The sequence below is a fragment of the Roseateles sp. GW821-FHT02E12 genome, assembly GCF_059421665.1.
The window spans coordinates 1017786-1037911 of record NZ_JBWKVK010000002.1 but is presented as its reverse complement, the minus strand read 5'-3'; the positions used below and the strand labels follow the sequence as shown (position 1 = coordinate 1037911).

At 68.4% G+C, this 20126-nt stretch carries 19 protein-coding genes and 1 tRNA gene; 10 read left to right on the top strand and 10 right to left on the bottom strand.

Annotation, left to right across the window (positions count from 1 at the left end; translation table 11 throughout):
* Positions 1-42: 42 nt before the first annotated feature.
* Both AC07V5_RS15545 and AC07V5_RS15540 read right to left on the bottom strand, forming a co-directional pair.
* Entirely contained in the window at positions 43-1494 is a 1452-nt protein-coding gene (locus AC07V5_RS15545; RefSeq protein ID WP_495116579.1) for a sensor histidine kinase, read from the bottom strand.
* Positions 1487-2170, bottom strand: coding sequence for a response regulator (locus AC07V5_RS15540; RefSeq protein ID WP_495116578.1), 684 nt, complete (start codon positions 2168-2170; stop codon positions 1487-1489). Before AC07V5_RS15540 ends, AC07V5_RS15545 begins: the two co-directional genes overlap by 8 nt.
* Positions 2171-2292: 122 nt before the next feature.
* On the opposite strand from AC07V5_RS15540, the gene AC07V5_RS15535 reads away from it, so the two are divergent.
* The 4 genes from AC07V5_RS15535 (at position 2293) to AC07V5_RS15520 (ending at position 6486) form a co-directional block, all read left to right on the top strand.
* On the top strand, positions 2293-3312 hold the full coding sequence (locus tag AC07V5_RS15535) for a porin (RefSeq protein WP_495116577.1): 1020 nt from the start codon (positions 2293-2295) through the stop codon (positions 3310-3312).
* A 26-nt stretch (positions 3313-3338) separates the two neighbouring features.
* Positions 3339-4301: a Bug family tripartite tricarboxylate transporter substrate binding protein gene (locus AC07V5_RS15530; protein WP_495116576.1), complete on the top strand. Its 963-nt coding sequence runs from the start codon at positions 3339-3341 to the stop codon at positions 4299-4301.
* Between the two features lie 168 nt (positions 4302-4469).
* Complete coding sequence (locus tag AC07V5_RS15525; protein ID WP_495116575.1) at positions 4470-4979, top strand: tripartite tricarboxylate transporter TctB family protein; 510 nt, start codon at positions 4470-4472, stop codon at positions 4977-4979.
* Between the two features lie 13 nt (positions 4980-4992).
* Positions 4993-6486 carry a tripartite tricarboxylate transporter permease gene (locus tag AC07V5_RS15520; protein ID WP_495116574.1) on the top strand — a complete coding sequence of 498 codons (1494 nt, stop codon included), beginning with the start codon at positions 4993-4995 and terminating at the stop codon, positions 6484-6486.
* A 68-nt stretch (positions 6487-6554) separates the two neighbouring features.
* Here the strand turns inward: AC07V5_RS15520 and AC07V5_RS15515 are convergent.
* The 3 genes from AC07V5_RS15515 to AC07V5_RS15505 all read right to left on the bottom strand — a co-directional run bounded on the left by AC07V5_RS15515 (position 6555) and on the right by AC07V5_RS15505 (position 9817).
* Positions 6555-6631 (bottom strand) — tRNA-Val (locus AC07V5_RS15515).
* Between the two features lie 46 nt (positions 6632-6677).
* Positions 6678-8939, bottom strand: a complete 2262-nt coding sequence (locus tag AC07V5_RS15510) for a RelA/SpoT family protein (protein WP_495116573.1) — start codon at positions 8937-8939, stop codon at positions 6678-6680.
* Positions 8936-9817, bottom strand: coding sequence for an alpha/beta fold hydrolase (locus tag AC07V5_RS15505; RefSeq protein WP_495116572.1), 882 nt, complete (start codon positions 9815-9817; stop codon positions 8936-8938). The genes AC07V5_RS15510 and AC07V5_RS15505 overlap by 4 nt, the downstream gene beginning before the upstream one ends.
* 44 nt (positions 9818-9861) lie before the next feature.
* On the opposite strand from AC07V5_RS15505, the gene AC07V5_RS15500 reads away from it, so the two are divergent.
* Complete coding sequence (locus AC07V5_RS15500; protein ID WP_495116571.1) at positions 9862-10632, top strand: 3-hydroxybutyrate dehydrogenase; 771 nt, start codon at positions 9862-9864, stop codon at positions 10630-10632.
* Positions 10633-10638: 6 nt separating this feature from the next.
* Here AC07V5_RS15500 and AC07V5_RS15495 read toward each other — a convergent pair whose 3' ends face one another.
* Positions 10639-11331, bottom strand: a complete 693-nt coding sequence (locus AC07V5_RS15495) for an SIMPL domain-containing protein (protein ID WP_495116570.1) — start codon at positions 11329-11331, stop codon at positions 10639-10641.
* 138 nt (positions 11332-11469) lie between these two features.
* On the opposite strand from AC07V5_RS15495, the gene ompR reads away from it, so the two are divergent.
* From ompR to AC07V5_RS15475, 4 genes are all read left to right on the top strand, one after another.
* A complete protein-coding gene (ompR, locus tag AC07V5_RS15490) occupies positions 11470-12204 on the top strand; it encodes an osmolarity response regulator transcription factor OmpR (RefSeq protein WP_495116569.1) in 735 nt (244 codons plus the stop codon).
* A 73-nt stretch (positions 12205-12277) separates the two neighbouring features.
* The gene (locus AC07V5_RS15485) at positions 12278-13597 is read left to right on the top strand and encodes an ATP-binding protein (protein WP_495116568.1); all 1320 of its coding nucleotides are present in this window, start codon (positions 12278-12280) and stop codon (positions 13595-13597) included.
* Between the two features lie 15 nt (positions 13598-13612).
* Positions 13613-14317 carry a substrate-binding periplasmic protein gene (locus AC07V5_RS15480; protein ID WP_495116567.1) on the top strand — a complete coding sequence of 235 codons (705 nt, stop codon included), beginning with the start codon at positions 13613-13615 and terminating at the stop codon, positions 14315-14317.
* A gap of 116 nt (positions 14318-14433) precedes the next feature.
* Positions 14434-15141 (top strand): substrate-binding periplasmic protein, encoded by a 708-nt coding sequence (locus tag AC07V5_RS15475; protein ID WP_495116566.1) that lies wholly within the window; start codon positions 14434-14436, stop codon positions 15139-15141.
* Between the two features lies 1 nt (position 15142).
* Here the strand turns inward: AC07V5_RS15475 and ispF are convergent, their stop codons facing one another.
* Positions 15143-15643 (bottom strand): 2-C-methyl-D-erythritol 2,4-cyclodiphosphate synthase, encoded by a 501-nt coding sequence (gene ispF, locus AC07V5_RS15470; RefSeq protein ID WP_495116565.1) that lies wholly within the window; start codon positions 15641-15643, stop codon positions 15143-15145.
* 37 nt (positions 15644-15680) lie between these two features.
* Between ispF and AC07V5_RS15465 the strand changes: the two genes are divergently transcribed.
* Positions 15681-17867, top strand: a complete 2187-nt coding sequence (locus tag AC07V5_RS15465; RefSeq protein ID WP_495116564.1) for a patatin-like phospholipase family protein — start codon at positions 15681-15683, stop codon at positions 17865-17867.
* A gap of 45 nt (positions 17868-17912) precedes the next feature.
* On the opposite strand, the gene AC07V5_RS15460 is transcribed toward AC07V5_RS15465, so the two are convergent.
* The 3 genes from AC07V5_RS15460 to AC07V5_RS15450 all read right to left on the bottom strand — a co-directional run bounded on the left by AC07V5_RS15460 (position 17913) and on the right by AC07V5_RS15450 (position 20081).
* Positions 17913-18527 carry a hypothetical protein gene (locus AC07V5_RS15460; protein WP_495116563.1) on the bottom strand — a complete coding sequence of 205 codons (615 nt, stop codon included), beginning with the start codon at positions 18525-18527 and terminating at the stop codon, positions 17913-17915.
* Between the two features lie 107 nt (positions 18528-18634).
* Positions 18635-19318, bottom strand: coding sequence for a 2-C-methyl-D-erythritol 4-phosphate cytidylyltransferase (gene ispD / locus AC07V5_RS15455; protein ID WP_495116562.1), 684 nt, complete (start codon positions 19316-19318; stop codon positions 18635-18637).
* A gap of 13 nt (positions 19319-19331) precedes the next feature.
* Positions 19332-20081, bottom strand: a complete 750-nt coding sequence (locus AC07V5_RS15450) for a class II aldolase/adducin family protein (RefSeq protein WP_495116561.1) — start codon at positions 20079-20081, stop codon at positions 19332-19334.
* Positions 20082-20126 lie beyond the last annotated feature (45 nt).

Sequence of the window (20126 nt, the reverse complement as noted above, 5' to 3'; positions counted from 1 at the left end):
CAGCAAATTCTAGGCAGACCCTGACGGTCTCTTCGGACGGGTTTACCTGGGGCCTGCGGAGGGTGCCCTGGCCGTGCCCGACAGCGGCAACCGCACGCACGCGTCCAGGCCGGCCACACGGGTGCCGTCCATGCGGTTGCCCAGCTCGATCTGGCCGCCCAGCGAGTGCACCAGCGCCTGGCAGATGGCCAGACCCAGGCCCGATCCCTTGCCGGATTCTCCGACCGCGAACGGCAGGAAGAGCCTGTCCTGCTGCTGCGGCGTGAGCCCGGGCCCGCCGTCGGCGATGACGAGGCGCGCCCAGCCTGCGTCAACCGTGAGATCGATGCTCAACCGGCCGCCAGCCGGCGTGTGCTGGATGGCGTTGTGCAGCAGGTTGCGCGTCAGCTCGCGCAGCGCCCACTCATGGCTGTCGACGGCCGCGGGCTGGGTACGGATGTCGAAATCCAGCTCCTGCTTGGCGATCAACGGCGCCAGGTCGAGCGCCACGGCCCGCGTCAGCTCGGCCCAGTCCTGCGTGGGCATGGCCTCGCCCTGCTGGCGCATCTGCTCGGCGCGGGCCAGGGCCAGCATCTGGGTGGCCAGCTGGGTGGCTCGGGCCACCGTGGTGTCGATCTCGGCCAGGGCCTGCTGCGGCTCCACGTCGCCCTGGCGGGCCGACTGCACCTGCACCTTCAGCACGGCCAGTGGTGTGCGCAGCTGGTGGGAGGCGTCGCGCACAAAGCGCTTCTGGTGCTCCAGCAGCCGAGCCTGGCGGGCCAGCGCGTCGTTGGTGGCAACGATCAGCGGCGCCAGCTCGGCCGGCATGCCGGGGGCCTGCAAGGGGCTGAGATCGTCGGCGTCGCGGGCCTGCAGCGCGGCGCTGAGCTCCCGCACCGGCTTGGTCGCGCGCTGCACCACGGCCCAGACGACGATGGCGATGACCCCCAGAAGCGCCGCCTGCCGCCACAGCGTGTGCAGCAGCACCTGGCGCGCCAGGCTGCGGCGCAGGTCCAGCGTCTCGGCCACCTGGATGGTGGCCAGGCCCATGCCCGTCTGGCCGGACACCGGCTGCAGCAGCACCGCCATGCGCACCGGTTCGCCACGGAAGCTGTCGTCGTAAAAGTCCACCAGCGCCGCGTAAGCGCTCTGGTCAGGCAGCTTGCCCTGCCAGTCGGGCAGATCGTCGTAGCCCGAGACCATCTCGCCCTTGAAGCCCCTGACCTTGAAGTAAAGCCGGCTGCGGCTGTCGGTCTCGAAGGCCTCCAGCGCCGCATAGGGTACCGCCGCCACCAGCCGGGCCTGCTCGCCCGCGCCATCCACGCCCAGCAGCTCGCCGATGGCCTTGGCAGAGGCCAGCAGCGTGCGGTCATAGGCCGTGTCCGCTGCCTGCAGCGAGTCGCGGTACAGACTCACCGTGTTGATGGCCACGACCAAGCCCACCGGCAGCAGGATGCCCCAGAGCAGCCGGGCGCGCATGGACAGCCCGGCCAGACGCTTGGCGAACTCAGTCATTGGCCTGCAGCAGGTAACCGAGGCCGCGCAGCGTCACCAGCTTTGCGTCGGTGGCCGAGAGGCGCTTGCGCAAGCGGTAGGCCACCACCTCGATGGCGTCGGGCTGGGCATCGGCAGCGTCCGCAAACACCAGCTCGAACAGCTTGTCCTTGGCCACGGCTTGGCCTGGCCGCACCAGCAGCGCACGCAGCAGCGCGGCCTCGCGCGGCGGCAGGTCCAGCGGCTGGCCCTGGTGGTAGACGGCGCCGCTTTCGGCATCGGCGCGCAGGCCACAGAAGCTCGGCGCCTCCGCCACCCGCAAGCCGTCGCTGGCCTGCCCCTGGCGGCGCACCAGCGCGCGGATGCGGGCTTCCAGCTCGTCGAGGTCGAAGGGCTTGGGCAGGTAGTCGTCAGCGCCGGTGTTCAGGCCCAGGATGCGATCGCCCAGCGTGCCGCGCGCCGTGATGATGATGACCGGCGTCGTCAGGCCTTCGGCGCGCGCCTGGGCCAGCACGTCGAGGCCGTCGAGCCCCGGCATGGACAGATCCAGCAGCACGACGTCCGGCACGCTGGCGCGCCAGCGGTTCAGCGCCTTGGCGCCGTCGTCGCAGATGCCGACACGAAAGCCGCGGCGCTCGAAGGAGCGCTGCAGCGTGGTCTGCATCGCGGCGTTGTCTTCGATGACCAGCAGCTTCATGGGCCGGCAGGCTAGCACCGGGGTGGGCCCTCGCAGGGGCTGAGGTTTACCCCGACACGATGGACAGCAGATTGACAGCCTCGCTGCTGAGCATGGGGCTCCCAATAAGACAGGAGACAACCATGAACTTCCAAGTGAAGCTGCTTGCCGCAGCCGCACTGGCGGGCGCATCGACGCTGGCCGCCGCTCAATCCTCCAGCGTGACCATCTTCGGCGTGCTCGACGTCGGCGTGCAGCGCCTGAAGAACGGCAGCAAGACGCTCAACATGGAGAGCATCGACGGCCTGCAGACCAGCCGCATCGGCTTTCGCGGCCAGGAAGACCTCGGCAGTGGCCTGAACGCCAGCTTCCACCTCGAAGGCGCCATCGGCCCCGACGTCGGCGCCGGCGGCGACTGGCGGCGGCGTGCGACGGTCAGCCTCGCGAGCAAAGCCGCCGGCGAACTGCGCCTGGGCCGCGACTACACGCCCACCTTCTGGAACATCAGCAAGTTCAACGCCTTCGGCACCAACGGCGTGGGCGCAGCCAGCAACCTGGTCTACGGCTTCGACGGCGTGTCGGGCACCTCCAAGACGGTGATCCGCTCGGACAACTCGGTAGGCTACTTCCTGCCCGATGGCCTGGGCGGCGTCTATGGCCAGGCCATGGTGGCCGCCGGCGAGGGCACGACGGGCCGTTACTCAGGCGTGCGCATCGGCTACGCCGGCAATGGGCTGGACGTGGCGCTGGGCATCTCGGACACGACCAACACCGTGGCCCGCGACAAGTTCAAGGTCGTCAACCTGGGCGGCAGCTACAGCATCGGCGCGCTCAAGCTGCTGGGCCTGATCCACAACAGCAAGCAGACAACACGCGAGCAGAAGAACTACGTCATCGGCGCCCACTACGCAATCGGCTCGGGTGTCATCCGTGCCAGCTACGTCAATGCCCATTCACGCAACAGCGCCAATGGCGAGGACTACACGGGCAAACTGTTTGCCGTAGGCTATGTGCACAACCTGTCCAAACGCACATCGCTCTACGCGACGGCGTCGCAGGTCAACAATAGCAAGACAAGCCGCTTCCTGATCCCCGGCGGCTCGGCCATCACGCCGGGGCAGGATTCGAGCGGCGTCGAAGCCGGCATCTACCACTCGTTCTGATCTTCAAAAAGACAACGGAGACAAGCATGCGTCGCGATACCTTCCTCAAGTCCCTGGCGGCTTTGGCCGCCACCGGCGCATGGCCGCTGGCCGCCGATGCGGCGGGTGTTCCCATCAAGATGATGATCCCCGCCAACCCCGGCGGCGGCTGGGACACAACGGGCCGCGCCTTCGGCAAGGCGCTGCAGGACGCGGGCCTCGCATCCTCCGTGCAATACGAGAACAAGGGCGGCGCGGCTGGTGCCCTGGGCCTGGCCCAGTTCGTCAACGCGAGCAAGGGCGACCCGCATGCGCTGCTGGTCATGGGCGCCGTCATGCTGGGCGGCATCATCACCGGCAAGCCGCCGGTGAGCCTGTCGCAGGCCACGCCGATCGCGCGACTGATCAGCGAGTACAACGTCTTCGTCGTGCATGCGGCCTCGCCACTGAAGACGATGAAGGATGTCGTCGATCAGCTGAAGAAGGACGCCGGCAGCGTCAAGTGGGGCGGCGGCTCGCGCGGCGCCACCGAGCACATCGCCGCAGCCATGATCGCCCGCGACGTGGGCGTGGATGCAGCCAAGATCAACTACGTGCCCTTCCGCGGCGGCGGCGAGGCCACGGCGGCCATCCTGGGCGGCAACGTGACCGTCGGTGGAAGCGGCTTCAGCGAATTCCAGCCTTATCTGGAGAGCGGCAAGATGCGCGCCATCGCCGTCACGTCGCCCACACGCATCAAGGGCCTGAACGCACCCACGCTGAAGGAGCTGGGCATCAATGTCGAGATCGGCAATTGGCGCGGCGTCTACGCGCCGCCCGGCATCAGCGCCGAGCAGCGCAAGGCCCTGACCGACATGGTCGTGCAGGCCACCAAGAGCAAGAGCTGGGCGGAGTCCATCGAGAAGAACGGCTGGACGCCGGCACTGCTGGCCGGCCCCGAGTTCGACGAATTCGTCGACCGCGAGTTCGCGGCGCTGCGCGCCATCATGGTGAAGTCCGGAATGATTTGAGCCCCTCGTCCGGCCTCGCCGCGCTGAACGCGGGCGAGGCCGGCCGGTCCCCCGAGGGGACGGCGATGTCCGCTGCATTGAGCCGCGAACACATCGCCCACCGGCCGGCTTGGGAGCGGCCCGGCGCTCGGCCCGTGCGTTTGAACACCTGATATGAGGTATGTCTCCATGAGCGACAACTCTCCTTTGACTGGCCAGTCCCTGGCGGGCGTCGGCGTCCTGCTGGTCGGCGCCGTGATGGCCTACGGCGCAACCTTCATCTCGGCAGAGGCAGGCTATGCCGGCGTGGGGCCCAACGCCCTGCCCTGGCTGGTGTCGGTGGTGCTGGTGGTCTGCGGCGGCTGGCTGGTCTGGGAGGCACGCAGTGGCGGCTACCGCGAGATGGACGAGCCCTCGGGCGCCGCGCGCGGTGACTGGCATGCGGTCGCCTGGGTTATCGCCGGCATCGTCGCCAACGCGAGCCTGATCATGACAATCGGCTTCATCCTGTCCTGCGGGTTGTGCTTCGCGCTGGCGGTACGTGGGCTCCGCGTTGCCGAAGGCAAGCCCGGCGGTGGCCTGCACCGCAGCCTGGTCGACCTCGCCACGGGCGTTGCCATCTCGGCCCCGGTGTTCTGGATGTTCACCAAGCTGCTGGCCATCAATCTGCCCGGGCTGACAGCCAGCGGCTGGCTGTAGAGGACTGCTCAACATGATGGATCTCTGGAACCAACTGCTGGGCGGCTTTGCCACGGCCGGCACGCCCATCAACCTGATGTGGGCCTTCCTGGGCTGCGTGATCGGCACGGGCATCGGCGTGCTGCCGGGCCTGGGCCCCGCGGTGACGGTGGCCATGCTGCTGCCCATCACGTCGCAGGTGGAGCCCACCGCGTCGATGATCTTCTTCGCCGGCATCTACTACGGTGCGATGTACGGCGGCTCGACGACCTCCATCCTGCTCAACACCCCGGGCGAAACCGGCACGATGGTGACCGCGCTGGAGGGCTTCAAGATGGCCAAGAACGGGCGCGCCGGTGCGGCGCTGGCCACGTCGGCCATCGGCTCGTTCGTGGCCGGCACCATCGCGACCGTGCTGGTCACGCTGTTCGCGCCGGTCGTCGCTGACTTCGCCATCACGCTCGGCCCCCCCGAGTACTTCCTGCTGATGCTGCTGGCCTTCACGACGGTCAGCGCCGTGCTGGGCAAGAGCACGCTGCGCGGCATGACATCGCTCTTCATCGGCCTGGCGCTCGGTCTGATCGGGCTGGACCAGATCACCGGCCAGGTGCGCTACACGGCCGGCGTGCCAGAGTTCATGGACGGCATCGAGACCGTGCTCGTCGCGGTCGGCTTGTTCGCCGTGGGCGAGACGCTCTACATGGCGCTCTACGAAGGCCGCAGCACGCAGGATCTGAACAAGCTCGGCAGCGTGCACATGACGGGCACCGAGTGGAAACGCTCCTGGCCCGCCTGGCTGCGCGGCACCTTCATCGGCTTCCCCTTCGGCACCATTCCTGCGGGCGGCTCCGAGATCCCGACCTTCCTCAGCTACGCCACCGAACGCAAGCTGAGCAAGCACCCGGAAGAGTTCGGCACCACGGGTGCCATCGAGGGCGTGGCCGGCCCCGAGGCCGCCAACAACGCCGCGGTGACAGCCACCTTGGTGCCCCTGCTGACCCTGGGCATCCCGACATCGGTCACCGCGGCCATCCTGCTCAGCGCCTTGCAGAACTACGGCATCCAGGCCGGCCCGCAACTGTTCACGACTTCGTCGACGCTGGTCTGGGCGCTGATCGCCTCGCTCTACATCGGCAACGTGATGCTGCTGGTGCTGAACCTGCCGCTGGTGGGCCTGTGGGTGAAGCTGCTGAAGATTCCCAAGCCGCAGCTGTACGCCGGCATCTTGATCTTCGCGACGGTCGGCGTCTACGGCATGCGCCAGAGCGCCTTCGACCTGTTCCTGATGCTGGGCCTGGGCCTGATGGGCGTCGTCATGCGCCGCTTCGACTTCCCGACCGCACCCGTCGTCGTCGGCATGATCCTGGGCCCCCTGGCCGAGGCGCAGGGGCGCAATGCCCTGTCCATCGGTAGCGGCCACTGGGGCGTGTTCGTCGAGCGACCGCTGTCGCTGGGCCTGCTCGTGCTGCTGGGCGCCGTGCTGGTGTTGCCGCGTCTGTGGCGCTGGCGTACCGCCAAGCGCGGCTAGGCCCACGCGAGCACCAAAGAAAAAGCCCCCGAATCTCGCGATTCGGGGGCTTCCAATCTTCAGAAATTTGGTAGGCGCGATTGGATTCGAACCAACGACCCCCACCATGTCAAGGTGGTGCTCTAACCAACTGAGCTACGCGCCTGAAGAGCTGCGCACTATAGCATGGTTTTTATGGCGCTGGCTAGAGTTCACTTGCGACGTGCCGAACGCACGCCGGAGATGGCGCACAAGTCGCGCAGCACCTTGGCCAGCTTGGACGCGTCGGACAGCTCCAGCGTGAAGCTCATCCAGGCCGTGTCGCCGCCACCTGCCCTGGGCTTCACGGCGCCAGGCTTCATCGACTGCGTGTTGACCGCGACGACGTTCATCTTCTCCTTGGCGAACACCTCCAGCACATCGCGCAGCAGACCCTGGCGGTCGCCGGCCTCGACGAGCACGTCGACCGGATAGACCGGCGCACCCTTGCCGACAGCGTCGCCACCGCCCCATTCGACCGCGATGACGCGCTCCGGAGAGCGGCGCTTCATCTCCCCAAGGTTGCTGCAGTCGACGCGATGGATGGCCACGCCCTTGCCGCGCGTGACGAAGCCCGAGATGGCGTCCGGCGGTGCGGGCCGGCAGCAGCGCGATAGCGTCGTCAGCAGCGAGTCGATGCCCACGACCAGCACGCCGCTGCGCGCGCCGCTGCTGGCGCTGCGTGTGTGTCGCTGCGCCAGCAACTCGTTCTCGTCGGCAACGGGCTCGGGCGGGCGCAGCAGCAGCTCGATATTGCGCAGCGAGTACTCGTCCTTGCCCACCACCTCGAACAGCGCGTCAGCCCCCTTGAAGCCCAGACGCGCGGCGAGTTCGTCGAGCTTGAGAGCAGTCCGGCCTTCACGCTGCAGCAGCTTCTCGACCAGTTCGCGACCCTTGGCGATCGTCTGCGCCTGCTGCAGCGCGTTGAACCAGGCACGCACCTTGGCGCGCGAACGCTGGCTCTGCAGGTAGCCAAGTTCGGCGTTGAGCCAATCGAGCGACGGCCCACCCTCCTTGGCCGCAATGATCTCCACCGTCTGGCCGCTTTGCAGCTGCGTGTTCAGCGGCAGCATCTGCCCGTCGATGCGGGCGCCGCGGCAGCGGTGGCCGAGGTCGGTGTGCACCGCGTAGGCGAAGTCCACCGGCGTTGCACCGGCAGCCAGCTCGACGATGGTGGCCTGGGGCGTGAAGACGTAGATGCGGTCGTCGAAAGCCGGGGCGCCTTCGGCCGTTTGCGTCGTATCGCGCTCCCAGGCCAGCAGCTGGTTGAGCACGGCCTTGCGCGCGCGGGCCACCTGCTCCTCGAACTCCCCGGCCGCGCTGACACCGGCATAGCCGCGCGCGCCGGCCTCCTTGTAGGCCCAGTGTGCAGCCACGCCGTGCTCGGCATGCTCGTGCATTTCGCGGGTGCGGATCTGCACCTCCATCGCCCGGCCGTCAGCCCCGAGCACGACGGTGTGCAACGACTGGTAGCCGTTGGGCTTGGGCTTGGCGATGTAGTCGTCGAACTCGCCCGGCACCGGGGTGTAGATCTCGTGCAGGCGCGCCAGCGCCGCATAGCAGTCGGACACGCTGGCGACGATGACGCGCAGCGCGCGCAGGTCGAAGACGCGGTCCAGCGACAGGTCCTTGCCCTGCATCTTCTTGTGGATACTGTAGAGATGCTTGGGCCGGCCCTGCACCTCGGCGGCGAGGCCCTGGCCATAGAGGTCGGCCTGCAGCGCGGCGCGTGCGGCCTCGACGCGCTGCTCGCGCTCAACGCGGGTCTCCAGCAGGCCCTTGGCCAGCGTCTTGTAGGTCTCGGGTTCGCGGAAGCGAAAGGCCAGGTCCTCCAGCTCCCACTTGATCTGCCAGATGCCCAGCCGGTTGGCCAGCGGCGCGAACACGGTCTGGGATTCGTCCGCCAGCTCGCCCGGGCAGGCCAGCTTGCTGGCGGCGTACCAGCGCAGCGTCTGCAACCGCGAAGCCAGGCGCAGCAGCACAACGCGCAGGTCGCGCGAGAAGGCCAGCAGCATCTTGCGCACGCGCTCGGCTTGCTCGGCACGCACGTCTGCCCGCCGGTCGGTCTGGACCTTGGCGTCGCGTGCAGCGCGCTGCAGCTGCACGAGGCGGCGCGTGTGCGTGACGAGGCTGGCGTAGCTGTCACCAAAGGCCTTGGCCACCACCTCCTCGGGCTTGTTGAGGAAGTCAGCCGCGTAGACGAGATACGCCGCGGCCTGCAATTCCTGGGCGGCGCCAACGCTCTGCAGGATGGTGGCCACGCCATCGGCATGGGCGAGCGCGTTCTCGCCGGTGTCGAGCAACTCGCCGCCCAACAAGGGCTCGGCAAAGGCGCGGGCACGAACCACCTCGACGTTGGAATGCCCCGCGCCGGCGTCCAGCAGCGCGACGATGGGCGCGGTGGCCGCGCCCTCGGCCATCAAGCCGGTCTTCATGAACTGAGAAAGTCCCTCACGATGGAGATCTGGTCGTCGTGGATCAAGGTTGGCGCATGGCCAATGCCGGGCAGCTCGACAAGGCGGGCATTCGGGCCTCGCTGGGTCATGGTGCGTGCAGTCTCGGCGCTCAGCAGGTCGGACTCCGCGCCGCGGATCAGCAGCGTCGGGCAGCGCAGCTGGTCATAGGCGGCCCACAGCGCGGCCTCGCCGGCGGCGACGAGCTCGGGCGTCACGGCCGTAAAGGGCAGCGCGATGGCGGGGTCGTAGTGCAACTTCCACTCGCCGCCTTCCTGGCGGAACAAGGGCTCGGACAACGCCAGCCATTCCGCGTCGGTATGCGGGCCGAAGCCCTCGGAGATGCTGCGCAGATACGCCGCGCCCTCCCCCGGCGACGCAAAGCGCGGCGCCTTGCCGAGATAGCTGCCGATGCGCTGCAGGGCCTCGAAGCGGATCGCCGGGCCCACGTCGTTCAGCACGAGGCGGCGAATCGGGCTGGCCACGCCGTCGGGCCGCGGCAGCGAGGCCAGGCCCAGGCCGATGAGCCCGCCCATGGACGTGCCGACCCAGTCCACCTGCTCCACGTCCAGCCGCGCCAGCAGCGCCACCATGTCGGACACATAGCCGGGGATCTGGTAGCCGGCCGGCTGGCGCAGCCAGTCGGAGCGGCCGCGGCCGACGACGTCGGGGCAGATGACCCGGTATCGCTCGGTCATCACGCGGGCCAGCGCATCGAAGTCCCGCCCCTGGCGCGACAGGCCGTGCACGCAGACCAGCACCGGCGCGTCCGCGCTCGGCCCGGCCCACTCCCAGTAAGCCATGCGGTGCAGGCCGGTCGTGTCCAGGCAATTGACGAAGCTCAGTCGGGGCTGGGTCATGATGCAATCCTTTGAGTCATCCTAGCAACCAAGAAGGACCCACCATGTTGAAAGGCAAGACCGCCCTCGTCACCGGCTCCACCAGTGGCATCGGCCTGGGCGTGGCGCTGGCGCTGGCACGCCAGGGCGCCAACCTCATCCTCAACGGCTTCGGCGACGTCGACGGACCCAAGGCAGAGGTCGCGGCCCTCGGCGTGAAGGTCGGCTACCACGGTGCCGACATGAGCAAGCCGGCCGAGATTGCGGCCATGGTGGCCTATGCCGAGGCCGAGTTCGGCGGCATCGACATCCTGGTCAACAACGCCGGCATCCAGCATGTGGCGCCGGTGCAGGACTTCCCCGTCGAGAAGTGGGACGCCATCATCGCCATCAACCTCAGCTCGGCTTTCCACACGACCCGCCTCGCCCTGCCCGGCATGCTCAAGAAGAACTGGGGCCGCATTGTCAACGTCGCATCGGCGCATGGCCTCGTCGCGTCGGCGCAGAAGTCGGCCTACGTGGCCGCCAAGCACGGCCTGGTCGGCTTCACGAAAAGCATTGCGCTCGAGACGGCGACGGTGCCGGTCACCGTCAACGCCATCTGCCCAGGCTGGGTGCTGACGCCGCTGGTGCAGAAGCAGGTCGACGCGCTGGCCGCGAAAGATGGCGTCAGCAACGACGAAGCCAAACGCCGCCTGCTGGCCGAGAAGCAACCCTCGCTGCAGTTCACGACGCCGGACGAACTCGGCGAACTGACCGTCTTCCTGTGCTCCGACGCAGCCATCAACGTGCGCGGGCAGGCCTGGGCGATGGATGGCGGCTGGACCGCGGTTTGAACGGCCCTACTTCGTGAGCTGAACCGAGCCGCTGACGTTCACCGTCACCGTGGCCTTGCCGGCCTCGGTCGGCAGGGACTCGTCCGCCCCGGCGACGCCCATGCGCATCGCCTTCATCATCATCGGCCGCGGTGCCGCCTCGTCGCTGTTGATGCCAACCTCGCCGACGACATAGCTGCCGTAGCCGAACTGGCGCGCATAGTCGGCCGCCTTGGCGCGGTAGCGGGCGATGGCCTGGGCGGTGATGTCGGCCTCGGCCTTCTCGCGCGCCTCGCGCGACAGGCTGTAGCCCACGCGGGCGATGGTCAGCGTGCTGATGCGCCCGGTCAGCTGGGCGATGGCCGCAGCGTCGCGTCCTTCCACCAGCAGTTCCGCACTACCCTGCCAGCCATTGATCTTGCCGGTCTTGGGGTCATTACGCGGGTAGAGCGAGAAGCCGCCCGTCTGCACATCGACCTGGCCCGGCTTGGCCACCTTGCGCGCCTCGGCCAGCGCCGCATCCAGGGCCTGCTTCAGGGCCGTTTGCACGGCGGCCGCCTCCGGGCCCTCCCGCGTCGTCGAGAAGCTGACGCCAAGCACATCGCGCACGACCTCGGCGCTCGCGCTGGCCGACAGGCTGAGGCGTTCGCGCGGCACGTCGGCGGCGGCATGGGCAGACAGCGCCAGGGCGAGAGCAGACAGGACAAGGACTTCACGCATAAGAAACTCTCGTTGCAAGGAGGGAAAGCCCAGCTTACCCGGGGGAGTTGGCAACGAGCTGTAACTGCTGCGTCTCGTCCTACAAAGTCGGGTTTCAAACCTGCTCACAATGGCGCTGTTACAAATTCAGGAACCGCGATGAACAGCAGCGCGACACCCCGCCAGAACCGAATCCTCGTTGTCGACGACGACGCCCGCATCCGAGACCTGCTCCGGCGCTACCTCACCCAGGAAGGCTTTGAAGTGCTGCTGGCAGAAGACAGCCGCGCGCTGAACAAGCAGCTGACCCGCGAGACGGTCGACCTGATCGTGCTGGACTTGATGCTGCCCGGCGAAGACGGCCTGACCATCTGCCGCCGCCTGCGCGCCGCCAACGACAGCACGCCGATCATCATGCTGACGGCCAAGGTCGAGGACGTGGACCGCATCGTCGGCCTGGAGGTGGGCGCGGACGACTATCTGGCCAAGCCCTTCAACCCGCGTGAACTGCTGGCCCGCATCAACGCCGTGCTGCGCCGCCGCCCGCCGCCGGAAGCCCCGGGCGCGCCGAGCAAGGAGCCGATGACGGTGACCTTCGGCCCCTTCGAGTTCGACCTGGCGCTGCGACGCCTGACCAAGAACGGCGAGCAGCTGCCGCTGACGACCGGCGAGTTCTCCATGCTCAAGACCCTGGTGCGCCACCCGCGCCAGCCTCTCAGCCGAGACAAGCTGGCCCAGCTGGCCCGCGGCCGCGAGTTCGAGCCCTTCGACCGCAGCCTGGACGTACAGATCTCGCGCCTGCGCAAGATGCTGGAAGCCGACCCGGCCCAGCCGCGGTATATCCAGACGGTGTGGGGCGTGGGCTATGTGTTCGTGCCCGATGAGAACGCCTAGGAAAAGCTGATAACTTTGCGGGGCAGACCACCCGAGCGCGGCACGCGTTCTGTACCCAACTGACTAGGCAGGCATGGCCCGTCCTCACCTCGCGCTCAACCTCTTCTGGCGCACCTTCGCCTGGCTGGCCCTGCTGCTGGCCGGCGCAGTGCTGGCCTGGCAATACACCTTCAAGCTGCTGGAAGCCGAGCCGCGCGCATTGGAGTCGGCCGAGCAGTTGGCGGGCCTCGTCAAGCTCAGCCGCATCGCGCTGGAGCACACCGATCCGATCAACCGCGTTGCCGTCATCAGCTCGATGTCACGCGGCGACACGGTGCAGGTGCGCGTGGCCGAAACCAGCGACCGCTGGCTGCCCTACGACACCAACCCCTTCGCCAAGAAGCTGGCTGCCGAACTGAGCCAGACGCTGGGGCCGGACACCGTCATCGCGCGTAGCGTCAATGACGTTTCCGGCCTGTGGGTGCGCTACATCGTCGGCGAGGACGCCTTCTGGCTGCGCACCAGCGCAACACCGGTCTCCATCTCGCTGGCCAGCAATTGGTGGTGGGTGGTGATCGCGTTGCTGGCCACCGTCGTGGGCTCGGCGCTCATCGCCAGCCTCATCAACCAGCCGCTGCGTGAGCTGGCCGAAGCGGCCGGCCGCATCCGCGATGGCGAGTACGACTCGCGCCTGGACGAGAACACGATGACCAGCGAGATCCGCGAGGTCAACATGGGGTTCAACCGCATGGCACGCGAACTGGCCAAGCTGGAAGAGGACCGCGCCGTCATGCTCGCCGGCATCTCGCACGACCTGCGCACACCGCTGGCGCGGTTGCGGCTGGAAACCGAGATGAGCGTCAATGACGAACAGGCACGTCACTTCATGGCGCAGGACATCGACCAGCTCGACGCCATCATCAGCAAGTTCATGGACTACGCGCGGCCCAACGAGACCCAACTGCGCGAGACCAAGCTGGTGGACATCGTCGAGCGCGAGGTGCAGGGCTTCCGCGACCCCGACCAGATCCGCTTCCGCGTGCAGGTCAGTTCGGCGCTCAAGGTCTTCGTCGACGACACCGAGTTGGGCCGCGTGCTGCTCAACCTGTTCGAGAACGCGCGTCGTTACGGCCACGTGGAAGGCGAGCCAGCGCGTGTGGACGTGAGCGCCGGGCGCCAGGGCTCCTGGGTGGAACTGCGCGTGCGCGACCACGGCCCCGGCGTGCCGCCTGACCGCCTGCAGCGCCTCACCGTGCCGTTCTACCGCGGCGACGCCGCGCGCACCGCAGCCAGCGGCGCCGGCCTGGGCCTGGCCATCGTCGAGAAATCGGTGCAGCGCCTGGGCGGCACGCTGTCCATCAGCAATGCCGAGGGTGGCGGCCTCATCACCGTGCTGAAGCTGCAGGCGGCCTGAGCTAATCTGCCGGCCATGTCCAGGGCCGCCCTGCTTTCGCTACTGCTGGTGCTCAGCACCACCGTGCAGGCCCAGGCGGTGGACATGCTGGTGTTCCCCAATCCCGGCCTGTTCGAGGTCGGCCCAGACGGCAAGGTGTCGGGCCCGGGCGGCAAGCTCGTGGCACGCATCGGCGAGGTCAGCGGGGTGGAGTTGCGGGTGCGCGTGATGCCCGTCGTCCGCGTCTTGCAAACCCTGTCACAGCAGCCCGACAGCTGCGCTGCCGGCGTGCCACGCTCACCCGAACGCGAGGCCACGACGCGCTGGGCCGGCCTGCTGGCCAGCAGCTCGCTGATGCTTTATGGCCGGCGCGACGAGACCCGCATCGTCACCGGCGTCGCCGATCTGCAAGACGCCGTCATCGCCGCACAGCGCGAGTCACTGCCCGCTGCCTGGTTGCACGCGCGCGAACTGAAGGTGCAGGAGGTGCGCGACTCGGTCACCGGCCTGCGCATGCTGCAGGCCAAGCGGGTGGACTACTGGCTGGCCAACGAATTGCTGGCTCAGCACACCTTCCGCGGCCTGGGCGAAGAGCCCGCGCGGGCGCTGCAGAACTTCGGCCGAGTCGAGGCCTACCTCGCCTGCAACCACCAGACCGCACCCGCGACGCTGGACAAACTGCGTGCCGCGACGGAGCAGATGCGCCGCGATGGCGAACTGGTGCCCTTCGGCGTGCGCTAAGGCCCGTCAATACGTGGCCCCGGGGCGGTGGGCTGAATGGCGTGCGAAGGCCGCAGGCAGCCTGACCCGGCGAGAAGTTCCTATCCCGGGGGCACGACAAGCCCTAATCTACCGCCATGCCACGCATCGAGCTGCTTCCACTGCTGCTGAGCTTCGCCGCCGCAGCGCAGGCCCAGGCTCCAGCGGTGGACATGCTGATCTACCCGAATTCCGGCATCTTCGAGATTACCGACGGCCGTGTCGGTGGCGCCGGTGCGGTCTTGCTGACACGGCTGCGGGCAACCAGCGGCGTGCAGCTGAACGTGCAGGTCATGCCGATCGCGCGAGCGCTGCAGACCATGCCGCAAAAGCCCGGCACCTGCCTCGTCGCCATGCCGCGCACACCGGAGCGCGAGGCTCAGTTCCGCTGGGCCGGGCCTTGGGCCACCAGCACCTTCGCGGTTTACGGGCGCGCCAACGAGACGCGCCGCGTCGACGGCCCGCAAGACATGCGGGGCACGAGCACCGCCGTGCTGCGCGAGTCGATCCCGGCCACTTGGCTCAAGGAACACGAGCTGGCGGGCTACGAGGTCAACGACGTGACCACCGGCCTGCGCATCCTGCATGCCGGGCGCGTCGACTTCTGGCTGGGCAGCGACCTGCCGACCCGTTTCATCATCAAGGCCAGCAACGGGCCCGTGCCGCGCCTGCTCTACAGCTTCGGCCGGCTCGACCTCCATATCGCCTGCCATGCGGCAACGCCAGCGGCGGTCGTCGAACGCCTGCATGAGGGCATCGAGCAGTTGCGCCGCAACGGCGAGCTGGCGGAGTTCGGCGTGCGCTGACTCAGGCCGCTCCGGCCAGCAGGCAAACCGCCCTCGCCTCGATGGCGCGGCCCTCACCCACCGGGCCCATCTTCTCGGCCGTCTTGGCCTTCACGTTGACCTGGCCCACGTCCACGCCCAGCACCTCGGCCAGGCGCGCGCGCATGGCCAGGATGTGGGGCGCCATCTTGGGCGCCTGGGCCACGATGGTCGTGTCCAGGTTGACGAGCTGCCAGCCCGCCTCGCGCACGCGCCGGTAGGCCTCGGCCAGCAGCACCATCGAGTCCGCACCCTTGAATTCGGTGGCGGTGTCGGGAAAGAGCTTGCCGATGTCGCCCAGGGCCGCGGCGCCGAGCAGCGCATCGGTAATGGCGTGCGCCAGCGCGTCGGCGTCCGAATGGCCGAGCAGCCCATGCGTGTGCGGGATGGTGATGCCACCAAGGATGAGCGGGCGGCCGGTGACGAGCTGGTGGGTGTCCCAGCCTTCGCCAATCCTCAGTGCGGTGAGAGCGGGAAGAGTCATGCCGACATTGTCGCCGCCTGCTATGGTGCGGCCCGCCATGAAACGCCTTGCCCTCCTCTGCCTGCTGGCCATCGCCCAAGTCGCCGTCGCCCAGGCGCCCCGCCCCAAGATCGGCCTTGTCCTCTCTGGCGGCGGCGCCCGGGGCCTCGCGCACATCGGCGTGCTGCGCGTGCTGGAGGAGATGCAGGTGCCGGTGGACCTCATCGTCGGCACCAGCATGGGCGCCGTCGTTGGCGGGGCCTACGCCTCCGGGCGCAGCCTCGATGAGCTGGAGACGCTGGTGAGGAGTGCCAACTGGAACGCCATCCTGGCCGACCGACCGGCGCGCGACCGCCTGGCCATCCGCCGCCGCGAGGACGACGAGCGCCTGCCTTCGCGCATCGAGTTCGGCTTCACGCTGGAGCGCGGCGCCATGCTGCCTGGCGGCGCCGCCGGCAATGGCCAGTTGGAAGCGACGCTGTCCTCCCTGCTGCCCGCCACCCGCACCGACGACCCGCTGCGCAAGCTGCCCATCCCATTCCGCGCCGTGGCAACCGACCTGCTGTCAGGCGCCATGCTGGACCAGGCCGACACGCCGCTCTTCGAGGCCCTGCGCGCCTCCATGGCCGTGCCCGGCGTGTTCGCGCCGCTGCGCGTCAACGGCCGCCCAAGGGTGGACGGCGGTCTGGTGCGCAACCTGCCCATCGACCTCGCGCGCCAGCTCGGTGCGGACATCGTCATCGCCGTCAACGTCGGCACGCCGCTGCTGGAAGAGCGCGAGATCACCAGCGCGGTCATGGTGGCCAACCAGATGCTGCAGATCCTGACCGAGCAGAACGTGCAGCGCTCGCTGCGCGAGCTCAAGGCCCAGGACGTCGTCATCGACCCCGACCTCGGCGGCATGGGCTTCATGGACTTCTACCGTGCAGACGAAGCCATGGCCACCGGCCGGCGTGCCGCACTGGCCGCTGGCGAGCGCCTGGCCGCCCTGGCGTCGCCCAGCGACGCGGCCGCACTGCAAGCACGCCGGCTGGGCGTGCCCGAAGCCGCACAGGGCGCCCTGCCACTGGTTGAACTGAAGTTCAGCGGACCCCGCCGTATCAACGCAGAGGCACTGCGCGCCGAGCTGGCACTGCAGCCTGGCGCCCCCATCGGCCGCGCTGAACTGAACCGCGCCGTCGAGCGCCTCGACGGCTTGGGCGACTTCGAACGCATCGAGACCGACGTCGACGATCGCGACGGCAAACGCAGCGTCGAGTTCAAGCTCACCGAAGCGGACTGGGCGGCCAGCCGCCTGCGCCTTGGCCTGGAGCTCTACAGCAACTTCGCCGACGCCAGCAGCTACTCGCTGGTGGCCATGCACGTGGCCAACTGGCTCAACCCGTGGGGCGCCGAGCTGCGCTCGGTGGCCCGCATCGGCTCCACGCGCGGCCTCAACACCGAGTTCTACCAGCCGCTGGGCCCGGGCTCACGCTGGTTCGCCAGCGCCAAGCTCGCTTACACGGCTGGCAGCAACGACGTCTTCGACCAGGGCCAGCGCGCACTGCGCCTGTCCAGCAGCCTGACCAGCGCCCAGCTCGAACTCGGCCACCGCGTCGCCGGCCTGGGCGACCTGCGGCTCGGCATCGGCCGGCTGCGCGCCAGCGACGAGGTTGTGCTGCCCGTCGTGCCCGAGGGTGGCCGGCGCTCGCAGAGCTATGCCCAGCAATACCTGGAACTGCACACGGATTCGCTGGACTCGCTGGCCTTCCCCAGCCGCGGCCAGTGGACGACGGCGCGCATCGAATGGCTGCATCCGCGCGGCGAGTCCAGCGTCATCAACGCGTCGCTGCTGGGCCTGGCGGCCTTCCGCCTCGGCGAATGGGCCGGCCAGCTCTACGGCGAGTTCGCCCACGCCGAACGCGGCCAGGCGCGGTCGCTCGGCGGCTATCTGCGCCTGTCCGGCACGCCGGACGGCTCGCTGCTGGGAGAGAACATGGTGCTGACCCGCATCGTCATGGCGCGGCGCATCGGCCAGATGCCCGTGGGCCTGGGCGGCGCGGTGCGCGTGGGCTTCTCGCTGGAGGCAGGCGCGGTCGGCGCCGGCGAGGGGCTGAAGTTCTCCAATGTCCCTCGCAGCGGCTGGAAGCAGGCTGCCAGCGGCTTCCTGAGCGTGGACACGCGCTTCGGGCCGTTCTTCCTGGCACTGGGGACGACGCGGGGTGGGGAGACATCGGCGTATCTGCTGCTGGGGCCGACGTGGTGAAAGGGCTACGCAGCATGCTGGCTGACCTGCGCACCCCGTGGCCGGCTATCGCTTGAGAACCCGGATTGGAATCAGGTAAGTATTTCGCACTGACCGTCGATCACCGGAAGCGAAGCGAGAGATGCACAGCAGCACATCGAGTTGCGCTTGAAACGAATGTGGTAATTCCTGGGGCTCCACAGCCACAGTCCAAGTCACTGACCGGAAGGGCCATAGCCAGCGCCGCTGCAAATCAGGAAATCGTGCTTCGACGGCTTGCCGATCCAACCGGCCGGCACGCACGGCCTCCAGGCACTGCGGCGCAAGAAGATCCGCGAGTGACGTACTCAGCACACTCAGATGCTGGACTGGCCAAGGCGAATGATTGCCGATGGCGATCCGCACTATCGACGCCTCGATGCGCGTGAGGTCGATAGTGGCACTCAAAGCGTCGAGTGGGCGCGGTTCCATCAACCGGAGCACTGTGGTGCTGGTCATGAACAACGAATTCCTTAGCTTCAGGATGCCAACAAACCAAAGTCCAAAGAAGTAGTCGCTGTCGTACTGCAGAAAGCGCCTGATCACCCAAGCGGTCGCCAGAAGCAACGGAGCGCGCTGGCCCCATCCCCACGAAGCTGGCGCTGGCAAGTAAAGCGCCAAGCCCAACAGCAGCAAAGCCACCAGAGGACTCCTCAGATGGCCTACCAATTTCCTGACCCTAGATTTCTGTCGCTGCGCCCATTCACGGATCATTCGTCTGAAGTAACGGCTGGGGTCCTTCGTTTCGCTCATGAGCGCAGGCACCGTTCCGCAAGCTCGAAGTCTTCTGGCCACGTCACCTTGAAGTTGGCCATCGAAGCCCGCACGAGAAGTGGCGCCAGCCCCAGCGCCTCGACGGCGCTGGCCTCGTCGGTGGCCGCGGCGCCCATCGCCGTCAGCGCCTGCTCGACCAGGCCCAGCCGGAACATCTGCGGCGTCTGCGCCGCCCACTTGTCGCGGCGGTCGACGGTGGCCGTCACGCGGGCATCGGCGTCACCGGCCTTCAGCGTGTCGGCGATGGGCTGGGCCAGCAAGCCGCCCACGGCGTCATGCTCGCAGGCGTCGATCAGCGCGTCGACCCACCCGGGCTGCAGCAGGCAGCGGGCAGCGTCATGCACCAGCACCCAGTCTTCGTCCTGTGCGCCGCGCTGGCGCAGTTCGGCCAGGCCACCAAGCACGCTCTCGGCCCGGCTGGCGCCGCCGACGCGGGCAACCCAGCCGGCATAGCCCGGCAGCGCGGCCTCGAAACGGTCATCGGCGGGTGACAGCACCACCAGCGTCTGCACGAGGCGCGGCACGGCCGCGAGGGCGGCGAGCGTGTGGCCCAGCATGGGTTGGCCGGCGATGGGCACGTATTGCTTGGGCATGCCGGCGCCGGAGCGTTCGCCGATACCGGCGGCGGGAACCAGGGCGAAGAAGCGGCGAGTCGTCATTCCCCGCATCTTCTCAGGCGTCGTGCCCGGGGTTCTGGCGCGCGAGGCGCCGCAGCAGCCCGGGCCAGGCCAGCTCGGCGCCCGAGCCGCGCATGACCTTGTCGCTCTGCGCCCGAATGCCGGCGAGGATCTGCGTGGGGATACGGATCAATTCACCGCCGCCGGCCTGTGCGGCGATCTGGATCTCGCAGGCGCGCTGCAGCATGAACATCTTCAGGAAGGTGTCGGCGGCACTGTGGCCCAGCGTCAGCAGGCCATGGTTGCGCAGCATCATCAGCGAGGTGCGGCCGAGGTCGGCGACGAGCCGCACCTTCTCCTCGGGATTCAGCGCCACGCCTTCGTAGTCGTGATAGCTGAGGGAAGCCAGCGGGAACAGGCTGTGCTGCGAGATCGGCAGCAAGCCCTCGCGCTGCGTGCTGACCGCCACGCCGGCCACCGTGTGCAGGTGCATGACGAACTTCGCGTCCTCGCGGGCCTCGTGCACGGCGCTGTGGATGATGAAGCCGGCCGGGTTGACGTTGTAGTCGCTGGGCGCCACCTTCTCGCCCGCCTGGTCCACCTTGACGAGGCTGCTGGCCGTGATCTCCTCGAACATCATCCCGTAGGGGTTGATGAGGAAATGGTGCTCCGGCCCCGGCACGCGCGCCGAGATGTGGGTGAATATCAGGTCGTCCCAGCCGTGCAGCGCCGCAAGGCGGTAGAGGGCGGCGAGGTCGCAGCGGACTTGCCATTCGTCGGGGCTGATGTGTGCGGGTTTGGCCATGTTGTCTCCTTGCCATGAGAGCGTGTCAGGATAGTCCTCGCGGGT